The organism is Streptomyces goshikiensis (assembly GCF_014650555.1).
Taxonomy (GTDB): Bacteria; Actinomycetota; Actinomycetes; order Streptomycetales; family Streptomycetaceae; genus Streptomyces; species Streptomyces goshikiensis.
Window position 1 is genome coordinate 237,080 of the sequence record NZ_BMVE01000004.1, and the last position, 14,411, is coordinate 251,490.

Consider the following 14,411-nt stretch of genomic DNA (forward strand, 5'->3'; position numbering starts at 1 on the left):
GTATCTGAAACCGACAGTGATGACTATGGAAGGCAGATCCGTGGCCGAGAAGCTCTACGCCACCCTGAAGACGAATCACGGCGACATCGAGTTCGAGCTCTTGGAGAACTTCGCGCCGAAGACGGTCCGCAACTTCGTCGAGCTGGCCACCGGCGCCCGTGAGTGGACGCGTCCCACGGACGGCCAGAAGACCACGGACCCGCTGTACGACGGCACCGTCTTCCACCGTGTCATCTCCGGCTTCATGATCCAGGGCGGCGACCCGCTCGGGAACGGCACGGGCGGCCCCGGCTACCAGTTCGGCGACGAGTTCCACCCCGACCTGGCCTTCACCAAGCCGTACCTGGTCGCGATGGCCAACGCGGGCCCGGGCACCAACGGCTCGCAGTTCTTCATCACCGTCGCTCCCACCGCCTGGCTGACCCGCAAGCACACCATCTTCGGCGAGGTCTCCGACAAGGCCAGCCAGAAGATCGTCGACGCGATCGCCGGCGGCCGGACGAACCCGCGCACCGAGCGGCCCCTCGACGACGTGATCATCCAGTCCGTCGTCATCGAGAGGCGCTGACGAGCCGCCTGCCCTCCCGCAGCGCCCGCCCGCCCGGGAACCTTTCCGCCCCGCCCGTCCGTCCTGGATACATGGACCGGCGGGGCATCCCTGTCTCCCGCCTCTGATCGAGGGGACCGATGGACACCGACCGCCTCCCGGGCTGCTATCGCCACCCGGACCGCGACACGGGGATTCGCTGTACCCGCTGCGAACGCCCCATCTGCCCGGAGTGCATGATCAGCGCCTCGGTCGGCTTCCAGTGCCCCGAATGCGTCCGTGAGGGCTCCGGCACCGGCCACCGCCCGGCCGCCGGCGTCCCGCGCACCATCGCGGGCGGCGCGATCGCCGCCGATCCCCACCTCGTCACCAAGGTCCTGATCGGGATCAACGCCGCGGTGTTCCTGCTGGGCTTCGTCGTCCCCGGCTTGGTCGTGCAGGGGGAGCTGCTCGGCCGCTACGTGGACTACCTCGGCGGCCCCGTGCAAGGCGTCTCCACCGGCGAGTACTACCGGCTGCTGACCTCGGTGTTCCTGCACGTGCAGTGGTGGCACATCGCCGGCAACATGCTCGCCCTGTGGGTGATCGGCTCTCCGCTGGAGGCGGCCCTCGGCCGGTCCCGGTACCTCGCCGTCTACCTGCTGTCGGGGCTGGGCGGCAGCACCCTCGTCTATCTGCTGACCCCGGTGTACGTTCCGACGCTCGGCGCGTCGGGGGCCGTCTTCGGTCTGCTCGGCGCGACCGTCGTGCTGGTGCGCCGGCTGCGGTACGAAATGCGGCCCGTCATCACGATGGTCGTACTGATGCTGGTGCTGACCTTCGTGCCGTTCGGCGGTCTGAGCGTGTCCTGGCAGGCCCATGTGGGCGGCCTCGTGACCGGTGCGCTGGTCGCTGCCGGGCTGCTGTGGCCGGCGACGGGCCGCAGACGCGCGCTCATCCAGTGGGGAACCTGTGTGGCGGTGTTCCTGCTGGCAGCCGCCCTGGTAATGGCCCGGACGGCCGCACTCACCTGATCACACCGGCGTCAACTCTCCACAGAGTTATCCACAGATCTTCTGTCTTTTCCTCAGGTGTGGATGACGCTGTGGATAACTCATGGGGAGAGCTTTCGCGGAGGCCCCGGCTGCGCTAAGGCAGGGGGCTTACTTCCACTGCGTGGAGACGCCGAATCCCGCCGCGATGAATCCGAAACCGACCACGATGTTCCAATTGCCCAGCGCCTCGATCGGCAGCTGGGTGTCGGTCACGTAGAAGACGACAATCCAGGCCAGGCCGATCAGGAAGAAGGCCAGCATGACCGGGGCGACCCAGCTGCGGTTGGTCAGCCTGATGGTCTGCGCCTGCTTCGCCGGCGGCGGCGTGTAGTCGTCCTTCTTGCGGATACGTGACTTCGGCACGAGGGGCTCTCCTGTCGATGCGCTGGGGACCTTGCCTGCCCCGGGCGTCCGTTAGCGTAGTGGACCTGTGGCGTTGAAGGAGAAGGGTACGTTGAGCAATTCCGACGACTCCTCCGCGGGTCCCCGTCGCCGGCTGCGACCGGCCCGGCTGCTGACGGCCGCCGTTTTCGCCTTGGCAGGCCTGATTTTCGTCACCAGCTTCAACACGTCCAAGGGTACGAACATCCGGACGGACACGTCCCTCCTGAAGCTGTCCGACGTGATCCACGAGCGCAGCCAGAACAACGCCCAGCTGGAGCAGAGCACCGCGGCCGTACGCAGCCGGGTGGACGCCCTCGCCGAACACGGCGACAGCAGCACCAGGGCCGAGGACGCCAAGCTCGCCGCCCTGCGCACCGCGTCCGGCACCGAGGAGCTCACCGGCAAGGGCCTGACCGTCACGCTCAACGACGCCCCGCCGAACGCCACCGCCCGCATCCCCAACGTGCCCGAGCCGCAGCCCAACGACCTGGTGATCCACCAGCAGGACCTCCAGGCGGTGGTGAACGCCCTCTGGCAGGGCGGCGCCGAGGGCATCCAGGTCATGGACCAGCGGCTCATCGCCACCAGCGCGGTGCGCTGCGTCGGCAACACCCTGATCCTCCAGGGCCGCGTCTACTCGCCCCCGTACAAGGTGTCCGCGGTCGGCGACCCGGCGGCGCTGCGCAAGGCCCTGGCGGCCTCCCCGGCGCTGCAGAACTACCAGCTGTACGTCAACGCGTACGGGCTCGGCTGGAAAGTGGACGAGCACAGGTCGCTGACACTGCCCGGGTACTCCGGCACAGTGGACCTCCACTATGCGAAGCCCGTGGTCCCCTCGTCCGCGACGAGCACGCCCTGACGCCGTACTGCGCCTGGTGGTACGGACGTTCAGCGAGGCGTGCCTGACCGTCGGCACCCTGATCGTGCTGTTCGTGGCGTACGTCCTGCTGTGGACCGGGGTCAAGGCCGACCGGGCCATGGACGGGGAGCTGGCGCGGCTGCGCGACAGCTGGTCGGCGGCGGCCCGGGCTCCGGCCCCCGGTCCGGCACCCACACCCGTACCCGCTCCCGCCGCCTCGCCCGGCGCCGAGGCGTCGCCCGAGGCGCCCGCCGGCTACCCCGCGGGCCGGGCCTTCGCCGAGATGTACGTCCCGCGCTTCGGCGCCGACTGGCACAAGCCCGTGCTGGAGGGCACCGGCACCGAGCTGCTGAAGAAGGGGCTCGGCCACTACGCGGGCACGGCCCGCCTCGGCGCCGCCGGGAACTTCTCCGTGGCGGGACACCGGCGGACGTACGGGGACCCCTTCAAGGACTTCCCCGAGCTGCGCCCGGGCGACGCCGTGATCCTCAAGGACGCGACGAGCTGGTACACGTACACCGTCCGCGCCGGGCCGCTGCGGATCCTGCCGACCGAGACCGGGGTGGTCGACCCGGTGCCGGACAGGTCGCCGTTCACGGTCCCCGGCCGGTACCTGACGCTGACGACCTGCGATCCGGAATGGGGGCACAGCCACCGGCTGGTCGTCTGGGCGGAGCTGACCGGGACCCGGCCCGTCGCACGGGGCGGACCGGAGGGATTGCGCAGCTGACCCCCCGGGCGGGGCCGCTGCCTTTAGTCTGTTGCGGTACCGCCTCCCGCGGTGTGCGGGACGAACGTGGAACGGAAGGCAAGCAGACGGCATGTACGGCTGGATCTGGCGGCAGCTGCCGGGCAACGCGTGGGTGCGCGCGCTGATCTCCCTCGTACTGGTCCTCGCGGTGGTGTACGTGCTCTTCCAGTACGTCTTCCCGTGGGCGGAGCCCCTGCTTCCGTTCAACGACGTGACGGTGGACGAGGGATCGGGAGCCACTCCGTGAGCGCGCGCATTCTGGTTGTCGACAACTACGACAGCTTTGTCTTCAACCTGGTCCAGTACCTCTACCAGCTCGGGGCCGAATGCGAGGTGCTCCGCAACGACGAGGTCGGGCTGGCACACGCGCAGGACGGTTTCGACGGCGTCCTCCTCTCGCCCGGACCGGGCACCCCGGAAGAGGCCGGCGTCTGCGTCGACATGGTCCGGCACTGCGCGGACACCGGCGTTCCGGTCTTCGGCGTCTGCCTCGGCATGCAGTCGATGGCCGTCGCCTACGGAGGTGTCGTGGGCCGGGCGCCCGAGCTGCTGCACGGCAAGACCTCGCCGGTGGTCCACGAGGGCCGGGGCGTCTTCGAGGGCCTGCCCTCGCCCTTCACCGCGACCCGCTACCACTCCCTCGCCGCCGAGCCCGGGACCCTGCCGGACGCGCTGGAGGTCACGGCGCGCACCGAGGACGGGATCATCATGGGGCTGCGGCACCGGGAGCACGACGTGGAGGGCGTGCAGTTCCACCCCGAGTCGGTGCTGACCGAGTGGGGCCACCGGATGCTCGCGAACTGGCTGGTGCGGTGCGGTGACGCGGGAGCCGTGGAGCGGTCGGTGGGGCTGGCCCCGGTGGTGGGCAAGGCCGTCGCGTGACCGCCCTCGCGCCGTCCGCGCCCGCCGAGGGCCGGGCCGCGCGGCGCAGGGCGGCGCAGGAGGCCGCGAAACGCGCGCGCAGGCGCGGCGGCGGCCGGAGGCGGCGCCGTCCGCGCTCGGGCGGTCCGCTGGTGGTCGCCAGCCGGCTGGCCGGGGAGCTGTTCATCACGATGGGCCTGGTGATGCTGCTCTTCGTGGCCTACCAGCTCTGGTACACGAACGTCCTGGCGGAGCGGACGGCGAACGGGGCCGCGGGCTCGCTGCGCAAGGACTGGGAGCAGCCGGCCCCGGACGGGGCCGCCGCGCCGCCGGTGACGGCGTTCGAGCCCGGGCAGGGCTTCGCGATCCTGTACATCCCGAAGCTGGACGTAAAGGTTCCGGTGGCCGAGGGGATCAGCAAGCCGAAGGTGCTCGACAAGGGGATGGTCGGGCACTACGGCGAGGGCGCCCTGAAGACGGCGATGCCGGCGGACAAACAGGGCAACTTCGCGGTGGCCGGGCACCGCAACACCCACGGCGAACCGTTCCGTTTCATCAACCGGCTGGTGCCCGGTGACCCGATCGTGGTCGAGACGCGGGACGCGTACTACACGTACGAGATGACCTCGGCGCTGCCGCAGACCCCGCCGTCGAACGTGTCGGTGCTGAAGCCGGTGCCGCAGGGTTCCGGCTTCACGTCGGCCGGCCGGTACATCACGCTGACGACCTGCACGCCGGAGTTCACGAGCACCTTCCGGATGATCGTGTGGGGCAGGATGATCGATGAACGCCCGCGCAGCCAGGGCGCCCCGCCCGCGCTGACCAGCCCGTAAGGACGGATCCGCAGTGTCTCGTTCCCGCCGCCGCGCCGCGGCACCGACCGGCAACCGCAGCGTGCTCGCGGGGTTCCTGAGCCTGCTGGGCGAGTTCCTGATCACGCTGGGCCTGGTGCTGGCGCTGTTCGTGGCGTACTCGCTGTGGTGGACGAACGTCCTCGCGGACCGGCAGGCGTCGGCGCGGGGCGACGAGGTCCGCCAGCTGTGGACGCGGCCGCCCACGGCGGGGGCGCAGGCCGCCCCGGGGGCGCTGGACACGCAGGGCGGGGTCGGGTTCCTGCACGTCCCGGCGATGCGCAACGGCGAGGTGCTGGTCAAGCGGGGCACGGCCCCGGACGTCCTGAACGACGGCGTCGCGGGGTACTACACGGAGCCGGTGAAGGCGGGGCTGCCGTGGGACGCGTCGGGGAACTTCTCGCTCGCGGCGCACCGGGACGGGCACGGGGCGAAGTTCCACAACATCGACAAGGTGAAGAACGGCGACGCGGTCGTCTTCGAGACCCGGGACACCTGGTACGTCTACAAGGTGTTCGCGGAGCTGCGGCAGACGTCGAAGTACAACGTGGACGTGATCTCCGCGGTCCCGAAGGAATCGGGCAAGACGGCACCGGGCCGGTACATCACGCTGACGACCTGCACGCCGGTGTACACCTCGAAGTACCGCTACATCGTGTGGGGCGAGCTGGTGCGGACCGAGAAGGTGGACGCGAAGCGGACCCCTCCGGCGGAGCTGCGCTAGCGCCGGAGCCGCCAGAAGGCCGCTGTGGGGCGTTACCGGAACCCCCGGGCGGCGATGGCCAAGGCTTCACGTGTGACGCCTCAGACGGCCACACAGCGGCCCGCGTGGCCCGCTTGAGCCCGCCGGAGCCCACTCGAACCCGCCGGGCCCGGACGACAAAAAGCCCGGCCCCTCGTACGTGTACGAGGGGCCGGGCTTTCGCGTCTGGCTAGCGGCGGCCGGTGAGCCCGCCGAAGAAGCCGTTGCCGCCGTCCTGCTGACCGCCGCCACCGGCGATCGTGGTCACGTTCACCACGGTGCCCGGCGGGACCTGCGTACCGGCCGGCGGGTCCGAGATGATGACCTTCGCGTTCTCGTCACCCGGGCCCGCGACGACCGCGCCGAAGGTCAGGCCCTTGCCGGCCAGGATGCCCCGGGCCTGCGACACCGTCTTGCCGGCCAGGTTGGGGACGTCGGTCGTCTGCGCGGCCTTGGCGACCGTGATGCTGACCGAGCTGCCCGGCTTGAGCTGCTCGCCGGGCGGGAACTGCTGCTGGAACACCGTCTTCGGCGCCGTCCCGGCGGGAGCGTCGGACTCGGTGGTGCTGCCGAGCTTGAGGTTCGCCTGCTGGAGCAGCTTGGCGGCCTCCTCCTTGGTCTTCCCGGTGAGGTCGGGCACCTCGGTCTTCGAGACCTCCTTGGCCACGATCAGCGTGATCACCGAGTTCTTCTCGGCCTCGGTGCCGGCCTTGGGGTTCTGGTCGAGGACCGTCCCCGCGGTGCGCTCGGACTCCTGGGTCTTGCGCTCGACCTGGAAGCCCTTGTCCTTGAGCGTCTTCTCCGCGTTGTCGAACGTCAGGTTGATGACGTCGAGCACCGGCACCTTGGGGGCGCCCGAGGAGATCTTGACCTTGATCGCTTCGCCCTTGTCGAGCTTGGTGTCGGGCTGCGGGTTCTGCGAGCAGATCTTGCCCTTGGGCTGGCTGTCGCAGGGCTCCTCGGCTTCCTTCACCACCTTGAGGCCCACGTTGTTGGCGTTGCCCTGGGCCGCCTCCAGCGTTTCGCCGATCAGCTTCGGCACGTTGGGCCGGTTGTCGGCGCCGCCGTTGAAGACGGCGCGGCCGATCAGGATGGCGCCGACGAGGACGAGCACGCCGGCGAGGACCAGCAGGATCGTCGAGGCCCGGCTCTTCTTCGGGCGCCGGCCGTGGCCCTGGTCGTAGCCGCCGTGACCGCCCTGGTCGCCGTACCCGTAGCCGTTGTCGCCCGGGGGCATCGGCGGGAGCATCGACGTCTGGCCGCCGGAGTCGGTGGCGCGCAGTGCGGTGGTGGGCTGGTCGTAGCCCTGGTGTCCGTAGCCGCCCTGGTCGGGGTAGCCGTATCCGGCGGCGCCCATCGAGGCGGTCGCGGCGACGGGCTGGCCGTCGAGGCAGGCCTCGATGTCGGCGCGCATCTCGTCGGCGGACTGGTAGCGGTAGTCGGGGTCCTTGACCAGGGCCTTCAACACGATCGCGTCCATCTCGGGCGTGATCTCGGGGTCGAAGTTCGACGGGGGCTGGGGCTCTTCCCGTACGTGCTGGTAGGCGACGGCCACCGGGGAGTCGCCGATGAACGGCGGCCGGACGCTGAGGAGCTCGTAGAGCAGGCAGCCGGCGGAGTAGAGGTCGGACCGCGCGTCGACCTGCTCGCCCTTGGCCTGCTCCGGGGAGAGGTACTGGGCGGTGCCGATGACGGCGGCGGTCTGCGTCATGGTCATGCCGGAGTCGCCCATGGCGCGGGCGATGCCGAAGTCCATGACCTTGACCTGGCCGGTGCGGGTCAGCATGACGTTGGCGGGCTTGATGTCGCGGTGGACGATGCCCGCCCGGTGCGAGTACTCCAGGGCCTGGAGGATGCCGGTCGTCATCTCCAGGGTGCGCTCGGGCAGCAGCTTGCGGCCGGAGTGCAGGAGTTCGCGCAGGGTGGAGCCGTCGACGTACTCCATCACGATGTACGGGATGGAGATGTTGTCGACGTAGTCCTCGCCGGTGTCGTAGACCGCGACGATCGCCGGGTGGTTGAGCGACGCGGCCGACTGGGCCTCGCGCCGGAACCGGGCCTGGAAGGACGGGTCGCGGGCGAGATCGGCGCGCAGGGTCTTGACGGCGACGGTACGGCCGAGCCGGGTGTCGTGACCGAGGTAGACCTCGGCCATGCCACCGCGGCCGAGCACGTGGCTCAGCTCGTACCGGCCGCCGAGGCGACGCGGCTCTTCCATAACGTTGCAGCCCTCTCCGTCAGTCCCGACCGCACCCTCGTGTGGTCCGGCGGTGTGCTGTTCGCGCAAAGGCTACCGGCCGATCGTCGGTGATCGGTTCGCGGCCACAGGCTGATACCGGACCGGTACAGTACGCTCCGATCCGGGCGTCTTCTGTGGCCCGTATCACTCCGGTGGGGTCGTTCAGCCCTTGTTGCTCTTGAGTACGGCCTCCATGACCGCCTTGGCGACCGGGGCCGCGAGACCGCCGCCGCTGATGTCCTCACGGCTGGCGTCGCTGTCCTCGACGACGACCGCGACCGCGACCGGCGAGCTGCCGTCCGGGTTCTCGGCGTAGGAGATGAACCAGGCGTAGGGGCGCTTGGCGTTCTTCTCGCCGTGCTGGGCGGTGCCGGTCTTGCCGCCGACGGTGACGTCCTTGATCTTGGCCTTGTCGCCGGTGCCCTTCTCGACGACGTTGACCATCATCTGCTGGAGCTTCTGGGCGTTCGCGGCGGAGAGGGGCCGGCTCATCTCCTGCGGCTCGTGCTTCTCGATGACGTCGAGGTTGGGCGCGGTCAGCTGGTCGACCATGTACGGCTTCATCAGCTTGCCGTCGTTGGCGATCGCGGAGGTGACCATGGCCATCTGGAGCGGGGTGGCGGCGGTGTTGAACTGGCCGATGGAGCTCTGGGCGTTGCCGTCGCGGCTCATGGTCTTGTCGTAGACGCTGGAGAAGGCCCGGACCGGGGTGTCGATCTTGTCGTCGTTGAAGCCGAACTTCTCGGCGGTCTTCACCATGTTGTCCCGCCCCACCTTGTCGCCGACGTTGGCGAAGACGGAGTTGCAGGACACCTCCAGCGCCTTGTTGAGGCTGGCCTTCTCGCACCCGCTGGCGTGGTTGACCATCGGGGTCTTGGTGCCGGGGAGGATGTACGGCTCGGGGGTGTCCGTCGGGGCGTTGATGTCGGTGACGACGCTGTTCTCCAGCGCGGCGGCGGCGGTGACCACCTTGAACGTGGAGCCGGGCGGGTACGTCTCGCGCAGGGCGCGGTTGACGAGCTTCTTGTCCTGGCTGTCCTTGAGGGACACCCAGGCCTTCTCGTCGTTCTTCGAGTTGCCCGCGAAGCTGGAGGGGTCGTACGAGGGGGTGCTGACCAGGGCCAGGATCGCGCCGGTGCGCGGGTCGATGGCGGCGACCGCGCCGACCTTGTCGCCGAGCTTCTCGAAGGCGGCCTTCTGGGCGGCCGGGTTCAGGGTGGTGACGACGTTGCCGCCCTGCTTCTTCTCCCCGGTGAACATGCCGACGGTGCGGTCGAAGAAGAGCCGGTCGTCGTTGCCGGTGAGGATGCCGTCTTCGAGGGATTCGAGCTGGGTGGAGCCGAAGGCCTGCGAGGCGTAGCCGGTCACGGGGGCCCAGAGCGGGCCGTCCGTGTAGGTGCGCTTGTACTTGTAGTCACTGCCGTCGGTGGTGGCCGAGCCGGTGATGGGGGCGCCGCCCTTGACGATGATGTTGCCGCGCTGGGTGGCGTACTGGGCGATCTGGACCCGGCGGTTCTCCTTGCGCGTGCTGAGTTCCTCGGCCTGGACGTACTGCAGCCAGTTGGTCCGGACCAGCAGCGCGAGGACGAGCAGCCCGCAGAACAGCGAGATGCGGCGCAGGGGCTTGTTCATGACGGGCGGACCACCTGTGTCATCTCGGAGTCGGGGGACGGGGCGGGGGCCGGGGCAGGCCGGCGTGCGGTGTCGCTGATCCGGATGAGGATGGCGATGAGCACCCAGTTCGCGAGGACGGAGGAGCCGCCGGACGCGAGGAAGGGCATCGTCATGCCGGTGAGGGGGATGAGGCCCATGACTCCGCCGGCGACGACGAAGATCTGGAGCGCGAAGGCGCCGGAGAGGCCGATGGCGAAGAGCTTGCCGAAGGGGTCCCGGGCGGCCAGGGCGGTGCGGACGCCGCGCTCGATGATCAGGCCGTAGAGCAGCAGGAAGGCCATGACCCCGGCGAGGCCGAGTTCCTCGCCGACGGTGGAGAAGATGAAGTCGGAGTTGGCGGCGAAGCCGATGAGGTCGGAGTTGCCCTGTCCCCAGCCGGCGCCGAGGACGCCGCCGGAGCCGAAGCTCATGATCGACTGCCCGACCTGCTCGCAGGCGCCGGAGGTGCTGTAGCAGTCGAAGGGGTCGAGCCAGGCGGTGACACGGGCCTTGACGTGGCTGGCGGTGGCGCCGACCACGACGGCGCCGCCGATGCTCATCAGGAGGCCGATGACGATCCAGCTGGTGCGCTCGGTGGCCACGTACAGCATGATCACGAACATGCCGAAGAAGAGCAGCGAGGTGCCGAGGTCGTTCTCGAAGACCAGGACGAGCAGGCTCATCGCCCAGATCATGAGGATCGGGCCGAGGTCGCGGCCACGCGGCAGGTAGAGGCCCATGAAGCGGCGGCTGGCGAGGGCCAGGGCGTCGCGCTTCACCATCAGGTAGCCGGCGAAGAAGATGGCGATGACGATCTTCGCGAACTCACCGGGCTGGATGGAGAAACCGCCGACGCTGATCCAGATCTTGGCGCCGAAGACGTCGGCGCCCAGGCCCGGGACGACGGGCAGGATCAGCAGGACGAGCGCGGCGGCCATGGAGATGTACGTGAACCGCTGGAGCACGCGGTGGTCCTTGAGGACCAGCAGCACGACGGAGAACAGGGCGATGGCGAGCGCCGTGTAGAGCATCTGCCGGGGGGCGGACTCGGTGAAGAGGCCGAACTGGCGCTTGGCGAGGTTCTGCAGGCGCTCGGACTGGTCGAGGCGCCAGATGAGAACGAGGCCGAGGCCGTTGAGCAGGGTGGCGATCGGCAGCAGCAGCGGGTCGGCGTACTTGGCGTAGCGGCGCACCACGAGGTGGGCGACGCCGGCGAGCGCGCCCAGGCCGAGGCCGTAGAGGAACATGCCGGGCGGCAGCTCGCCGTGGATCGCGAGGCCTACGTTGGCGTAGGCGAAGATCGGGATGACCACGGCGAAGCCGAGCAGCAGGAGCTCGGTGTTCCGCCGGCTCGGCAGCTCGATGGCGCCGATGGTGGTCGTATTGGTGACAACGCTCATGGTGTGGCAGGCCCCCTGTGCCCGCGGGTGTCTACTTGCCGCAGAGGCCGACCAGCGCTTGCTCCGCGGGAGTCAGGCTGGAACTGGGTGTCTGGGCGTTCTGCGGTTCGGCGTTGCGGCGTTCTTCGTCCTTCTTGCAGGCGGACACCTGGACGCCGAGTTCGTCGATCTTCTGGCGGGCGCCATCGAGGCTGTTTTCGGTGATGGTGGCCTCGACCTGCTTGCGCTTGAACGGTGGCAGGTACTTCAGCTCGATGTCGGGGTGGTCCGTCTCGACCTGGTTGAGGTGGATCCAGCCGAGGTTCTGGCTGATCCCCCGGTAGAGCGCGACGTGCTCACCCTTGACGCCGACGTAGTACTGCGTCTGCGTCCAGCGGTGCGCTCCGTAGAGACCGCCGCCGATGGCGCCGGCGACGATCAGGAGGAGCAGCGTACGCGTCGTCCACTTGCGGCCTTTGCCGCGCCGCCTGCGGGGGTGGTCGTACGTGTCCTCGTAGCGCTGGTCGCCCTCGAAGGAGTTCGCCTCGGGGTCGCCGTAGCCGCCGCCTCCGCCGTAGCCGCCGCCCTGGCTCTGTTCGGGGAATCCGTAGCCGGGGTTCTCGCCGCTTCCGGGCGGGCCGAAGGAGCCGGCGGGCGGGGAGGCCTGGCGGCCCAGGCCCGAGGCCCGGCCGGCCGGGGTCTGCATGGCGTTGCCGTCGAAGAGCTGGTGCTGGTTCTCGGCGACCGCGCCGACGACCACCGGGGTGTCGTTCAGCTGGGCGGCGAGGGTGTCACCGCTGTCGGTGCTCAGGACGTCGGCGACGATGCAGGTGATGTTGTCGGGTCCGCCGCCGCGCAGGGCGAGCTGGATGAGGGCCTGAACCGTCTCGTGGGGGCCGTGGTAGTCGGCGAGGGTCTCTTCCAGGGTCTGGTGGGAGACGACGCCGGAGAGCCCGTCGGAACAGATCAGGTAGCGGTCGCCGGCCCGGACCTCGCGGATGGAGAGGTCGGGTTCGACGGTGTCGCCGCTGCCGAGCGCCCGCATGAGCAGGGAGCGCTGGGGGTGGGTGGTGGCTTCCTCTTCGGTGATGCGGCCTTCGTCGACGAGGCGCTGCACCCAGGTGTGGTCCTGGGTGATCTGGGTGAGGAGGCCGTCGCGCAGCAGGTAGGCGCGGGAGTCGCCGACGTGGACGAGGCCGAGGCGCTGGCCGGTCCACAGGAGGGCGGTGAGCGTGGTGCCCATGCCTTCGAGCTGGGGGTCTTCCTCGACCATGACGCGCAGCTGGTCGTTGGCCCGCTGCACGGCGGTGGCGAGGGAGGTGAGGATGTCGGAGCCCGGGACGTCGTCGTCGAGCTGCACCAGGGTGGAAATCACCTCGGAGCTGGCGACTTCGCCGGCGGCCTGGCCGCCCATGCCGTCGGCGATCGCGAGGAGACGGGGGCCGGCGTAGCCGGAGTCCTCGTTCCCCTCGCGGATCATGCCCTTGTGCGATCCGGCGGCGAACCGCAGGGACAGACTCATGCGCACCTCGCCGGTCGGCTCCGGGTACAACCGGTCTTGAGCCACACTGCCCACCCTCCGGTCGGGAGCGCGCGCGGGTCCGTGTCCTGGATGGGACGGACCGTCGCGGCTCGCTCGCTCCGCTCGCTCATTCTCGTACTACTTCCGCAGCTCGATGACGGTCTTGCCGATGCGGATCGGGGCGCCCGGCGGAATGGGCGTCGGTGTGGTCAGCCGGGTCCGGTCGAGATACGTGCCGTTGGTGGACCCGAGATCCTCGACGATCCACTGGCCGTCACGGTCGGGATAGATCCTGGCATGGCGGCTGGAGGCGTAGTCGTCGTCCAGCACGATGGTCGAGTCGTGCGCCCGGCCGAGCGTGATCGTCTGGCCCGCCAGGGCCACCGTGGTGCCCGTGAGGGTGCCCTCGGAGACGACGAGCTTGGTGGGCGCTCCGCGGCGCTGGCGCTGCTGTGGCGGCGCGCTCTGCCGGCCGCCCGCCTGTTGTGGCGCGCTGGTGGCGCCGCCGCCGCCGCGGCGCGAGCCGCGTTGTGTGACGCGCGTACCGAAGAGGTCGCTGCGGATGACCTGTACGGCCACGATGACGAACAGCCACAGAACGGCCAGGAAACCCAACCGCATGACCGTCAGGGTCAGCTCTGACATTGCCCCCGCTTCACCCTTCGGCTTGCCGGTAAATGATGGTGGTGCTGCCCACGACGATCCGCGAGCCGTCGCGGAGCGTAGCGCGGGTGGTGTGCTGCCCGTCCACCACGATGCCGTTGGTGGACCCGAGATCCTGGATCGTCGGAGGCGTTCCGGTCCGGATCTCACAGTGCCGGCGGGATACGCCGGGGTCGTCGATCCGCACGTCGGCTTCGGTGCTTCGGCCGAGTACGAGCGTGGAGCGCGAGATCTGGTGGCGTGTGCCATTGATCTCGATCCAGCGCCGCGTCGTGCCGGGGGCGCCGGGTGGTGCGGGTGCGGGTCCGCCGGGGGCGGGCCTGCGTGCGGCTCCGCCGGGGGGCGGGGCCGCGGGCATGGGGGGAGCGGCGGCCGGGGGGTAGCCGTAGCCGCCGGGCTGCTGCTGGCCCTGGGGGGCCTGCGGCTGAGCCTGGGAGGTGCTGGAGGCGAGCGTACGGCTACGGACCCGGTAGAGACCGGTGTCGAGGTCGTCGGCCTTCTCCAGGTGGACCTTGATCGGGCCCATGAAGCTGTAGCGCTGCTGCTTGGCGTAGTCGCGGACGAGGCCCGCGAGCTCGTCGCCGAGCTGGCCGGAGTAGGGGCTCAGGCGCTCGTAGTCGCCGGTGCTGAGCTCCACGATGAAGTCGTTCGGGACGACGGTCCGCTCGCGGTTCCAGATGGTGGCGTTGTTGTCGCACTCCCGCTGGAGGGCGCCGGCGATCTCCACCGGCTGGACCTCGGACTTGAACACTTTGGCGAAGGTGCCGTTCACCAGACCTTCGAGTCGCTGCTCGAACCGCTTCAGGACTCCCATGGGGCACCTCCTCCGTCGTTGTCGCCCTGTACTGCTTACTGATCGTATCCACGCGTGGCGGATTCGGCTGGTTCCCCATCGGTCCTGTGGCGAGGAGTGTTGGTCCTCACAA

14 protein-coding genes and 1 pseudogene are annotated in these 14,411 nt (G+C 69.7%); 8 read left to right on the forward strand and 7 right to left on the reverse strand.

Going from position 1 to position 14,411, the window contains the following annotated elements; genetic code table 11:
- Nucleotides 1–40: 40 nt before the first annotated feature.
- Together IE248_RS14405 and IE248_RS14410 are read left to right on the forward strand one after the other, a co-directional pair.
- Nucleotides 41–568 (forward strand): peptidylprolyl isomerase, encoded by a 528-nt coding sequence (locus tag IE248_RS14405; protein WP_100581283.1) that lies wholly within the window; start codon nt 41–43, stop codon nt 566–568.
- 119 nt (nt 569–687) lie between these two features.
- Nucleotides 688–1,560, forward strand: a complete 873-nt coding sequence (locus tag IE248_RS14410; protein WP_190030900.1) for a rhomboid family intramembrane serine protease — start codon at nt 688–690, stop codon at nt 1,558–1,560.
- A gap of 129 nt (nt 1,561–1,689) precedes the next feature.
- On the opposite strand, the gene crgA is transcribed toward IE248_RS14410, so the two are convergent.
- Nucleotides 1,690–1,944 carry a cell division protein CrgA gene (crgA, locus tag IE248_RS14415; protein WP_037797883.1) on the reverse strand — a complete coding sequence of 85 codons (255 nt, stop codon included), beginning with the start codon at nt 1,942–1,944 and terminating at the stop codon, nt 1,690–1,692.
- A 91-nt stretch (nt 1,945–2,035) separates the two neighbouring features.
- Between crgA and IE248_RS14420 the strand changes: the two genes are divergently transcribed.
- The 6 genes and pseudogenes from IE248_RS14420 (at nt 2,036) to IE248_RS14445 (ending at nt 6,011) form a co-directional block, all read left to right on the forward strand.
- Nucleotides 2,036–2,824, forward strand: a complete 789-nt coding sequence (locus tag IE248_RS14420) for a DUF881 domain-containing protein (RefSeq protein ID WP_037797885.1) — start codon at nt 2,036–2,038, stop codon at nt 2,822–2,824.
- Nucleotides 2,781–3,554 (forward strand): class E sortase, encoded by a 774-nt coding sequence (locus IE248_RS14425; RefSeq protein WP_190030901.1) that lies wholly within the window; start codon nt 2,781–2,783, stop codon nt 3,552–3,554. Before IE248_RS14420 ends, IE248_RS14425 begins: the two co-directional genes overlap by 44 nt.
- Before the next feature lie 91 nt (nt 3,555–3,645).
- Nucleotides 3,646–3,822 (forward strand): hypothetical protein, encoded by a 177-nt coding sequence (locus tag IE248_RS14430; protein WP_037797887.1) that lies wholly within the window; start codon nt 3,646–3,648, stop codon nt 3,820–3,822.
- The gene (locus tag IE248_RS14435; RefSeq protein WP_073797768.1) at nt 3,819–4,457 is read left to right on the forward strand and encodes an aminodeoxychorismate/anthranilate synthase component II; all 639 of its coding nucleotides are present in this window, start codon (nt 3,819–3,821) and stop codon (nt 4,455–4,457) included. Before IE248_RS14430 ends, IE248_RS14435 begins: the two co-directional genes overlap by 4 nt.
- Nucleotides 4,412–5,269: pseudogene (locus IE248_RS14440) on the forward strand (class E sortase); the annotation flags it as partial. The gene IE248_RS14435 and the pseudogene IE248_RS14440, both read left to right, overlap by 46 nt.
- A gap of 13 nt (nt 5,270–5,282) precedes the next feature.
- Nucleotides 5,283–6,011, forward strand: coding sequence for a class E sortase (locus IE248_RS14445; RefSeq protein ID WP_008739958.1), 729 nt, complete (start codon nt 5,283–5,285; stop codon nt 6,009–6,011).
- Nucleotides 6,012–6,219: 208 nt separating this feature from the next.
- Here the strand turns inward: IE248_RS14445 and pknB are convergent, their stop codons facing one another.
- The 6 genes from pknB to IE248_RS14475 all read right to left on the reverse strand — a co-directional run bounded on the left by pknB (nt 6,220) and on the right by IE248_RS14475 (nt 14,299).
- Entirely contained in the window at nt 6,220–8,247 is a 2,028-nt protein-coding gene (pknB, locus tag IE248_RS14450) for a Stk1 family PASTA domain-containing Ser/Thr kinase (protein WP_073797769.1), read from the reverse strand.
- 183 nt (nt 8,248–8,430) lie between these two features.
- Complete coding sequence (locus tag IE248_RS14455) at nt 8,431–9,900, reverse strand: peptidoglycan D,D-transpeptidase FtsI family protein (protein ID WP_073797770.1); 1,470 nt, start codon at nt 9,898–9,900, stop codon at nt 8,431–8,433.
- Nucleotides 9,897–11,321, reverse strand: a complete 1,425-nt coding sequence (locus IE248_RS14460) for an FtsW/RodA/SpoVE family cell cycle protein (protein ID WP_008739962.1) — start codon at nt 11,319–11,321, stop codon at nt 9,897–9,899. Before IE248_RS14460 ends, IE248_RS14455 begins: the two co-directional genes overlap by 4 nt.
- Before the next feature lie 31 nt (nt 11,322–11,352).
- Nucleotides 11,353–12,822, reverse strand: a complete 1,470-nt coding sequence (locus tag IE248_RS14465) for a PP2C family protein-serine/threonine phosphatase (protein WP_229895316.1) — start codon at nt 12,820–12,822, stop codon at nt 11,353–11,355.
- Nucleotides 12,823–12,960: 138 nt separating this feature from the next.
- A complete protein-coding gene (locus tag IE248_RS14470) occupies nt 12,961–13,467 on the reverse strand; it encodes an FHA domain-containing protein FhaB/FipA (protein WP_100581279.1) in 507 nt (168 codons plus the stop codon).
- A gap of 10 nt (nt 13,468–13,477) precedes the next feature.
- Nucleotides 13,478–14,299: an FHA domain-containing protein gene (locus tag IE248_RS14475; RefSeq protein WP_100581278.1), complete on the reverse strand. Its 822-nt coding sequence runs from the start codon at nt 14,297–14,299 to the stop codon at nt 13,478–13,480.
- Between the last annotated feature and the right edge of the window lie 112 nt (nt 14,300–14,411).

Bases quoted from the DNA above. Each gene is read 5' to 3' on its own strand.
- IE248_RS14410 (WP_190030900.1), top strand. From the start codon at position 688: ATGGACACCGACCGCCTCCCGGGCTGCTATCGCCACCCGGACCGCGAC.
- IE248_RS14425 (WP_190030901.1), top strand. From the start codon at position 2,781: ATGCGAAGCCCGTGGTCCCCTCGTCCGCGACGAGCACGCCCTGACGCC.
- IE248_RS14430 (WP_037797887.1), top strand. From the start codon at position 3,646: ATGTACGGCTGGATCTGGCGGCAGCTGCCGGGCAACGCGTGGGTGCGC.
- pknB (WP_073797769.1), bottom strand. From the start codon at position 8,247: ATGGAAGAGCCGCGTCGCCTCGGCGGCCGGTACGAGCTGAGCCACGTG.
- IE248_RS14455 (WP_073797770.1), bottom strand. From the start codon at position 9,900: ATGAACAAGCCCCTGCGCCGCATCTCGCTGTTCTGCGGGCTGCTCGTC.
- IE248_RS14460 (WP_008739962.1), bottom strand. From the start codon at position 11,321: ATGAGCGTTGTCACCAATACGACCACCATCGGCGCCATCGAGCTGCCG.
- IE248_RS14465 (WP_229895316.1), bottom strand. From the start codon at position 12,822: ATGAGTCTGTCCCTGCGGTTCGCCGCCGGATCGCACAAGGGCATGATC.
- IE248_RS14470 (WP_100581279.1), bottom strand. From the start codon at position 13,467: ATGTCAGAGCTGACCCTGACGGTCATGCGGTTGGGTTTCCTGGCCGTT.
- IE248_RS14475 (WP_100581278.1), bottom strand. From the start codon at position 14,299: ATGGGAGTCCTGAAGCGGTTCGAGCAGCGACTCGAAGGTCTGGTGAAC.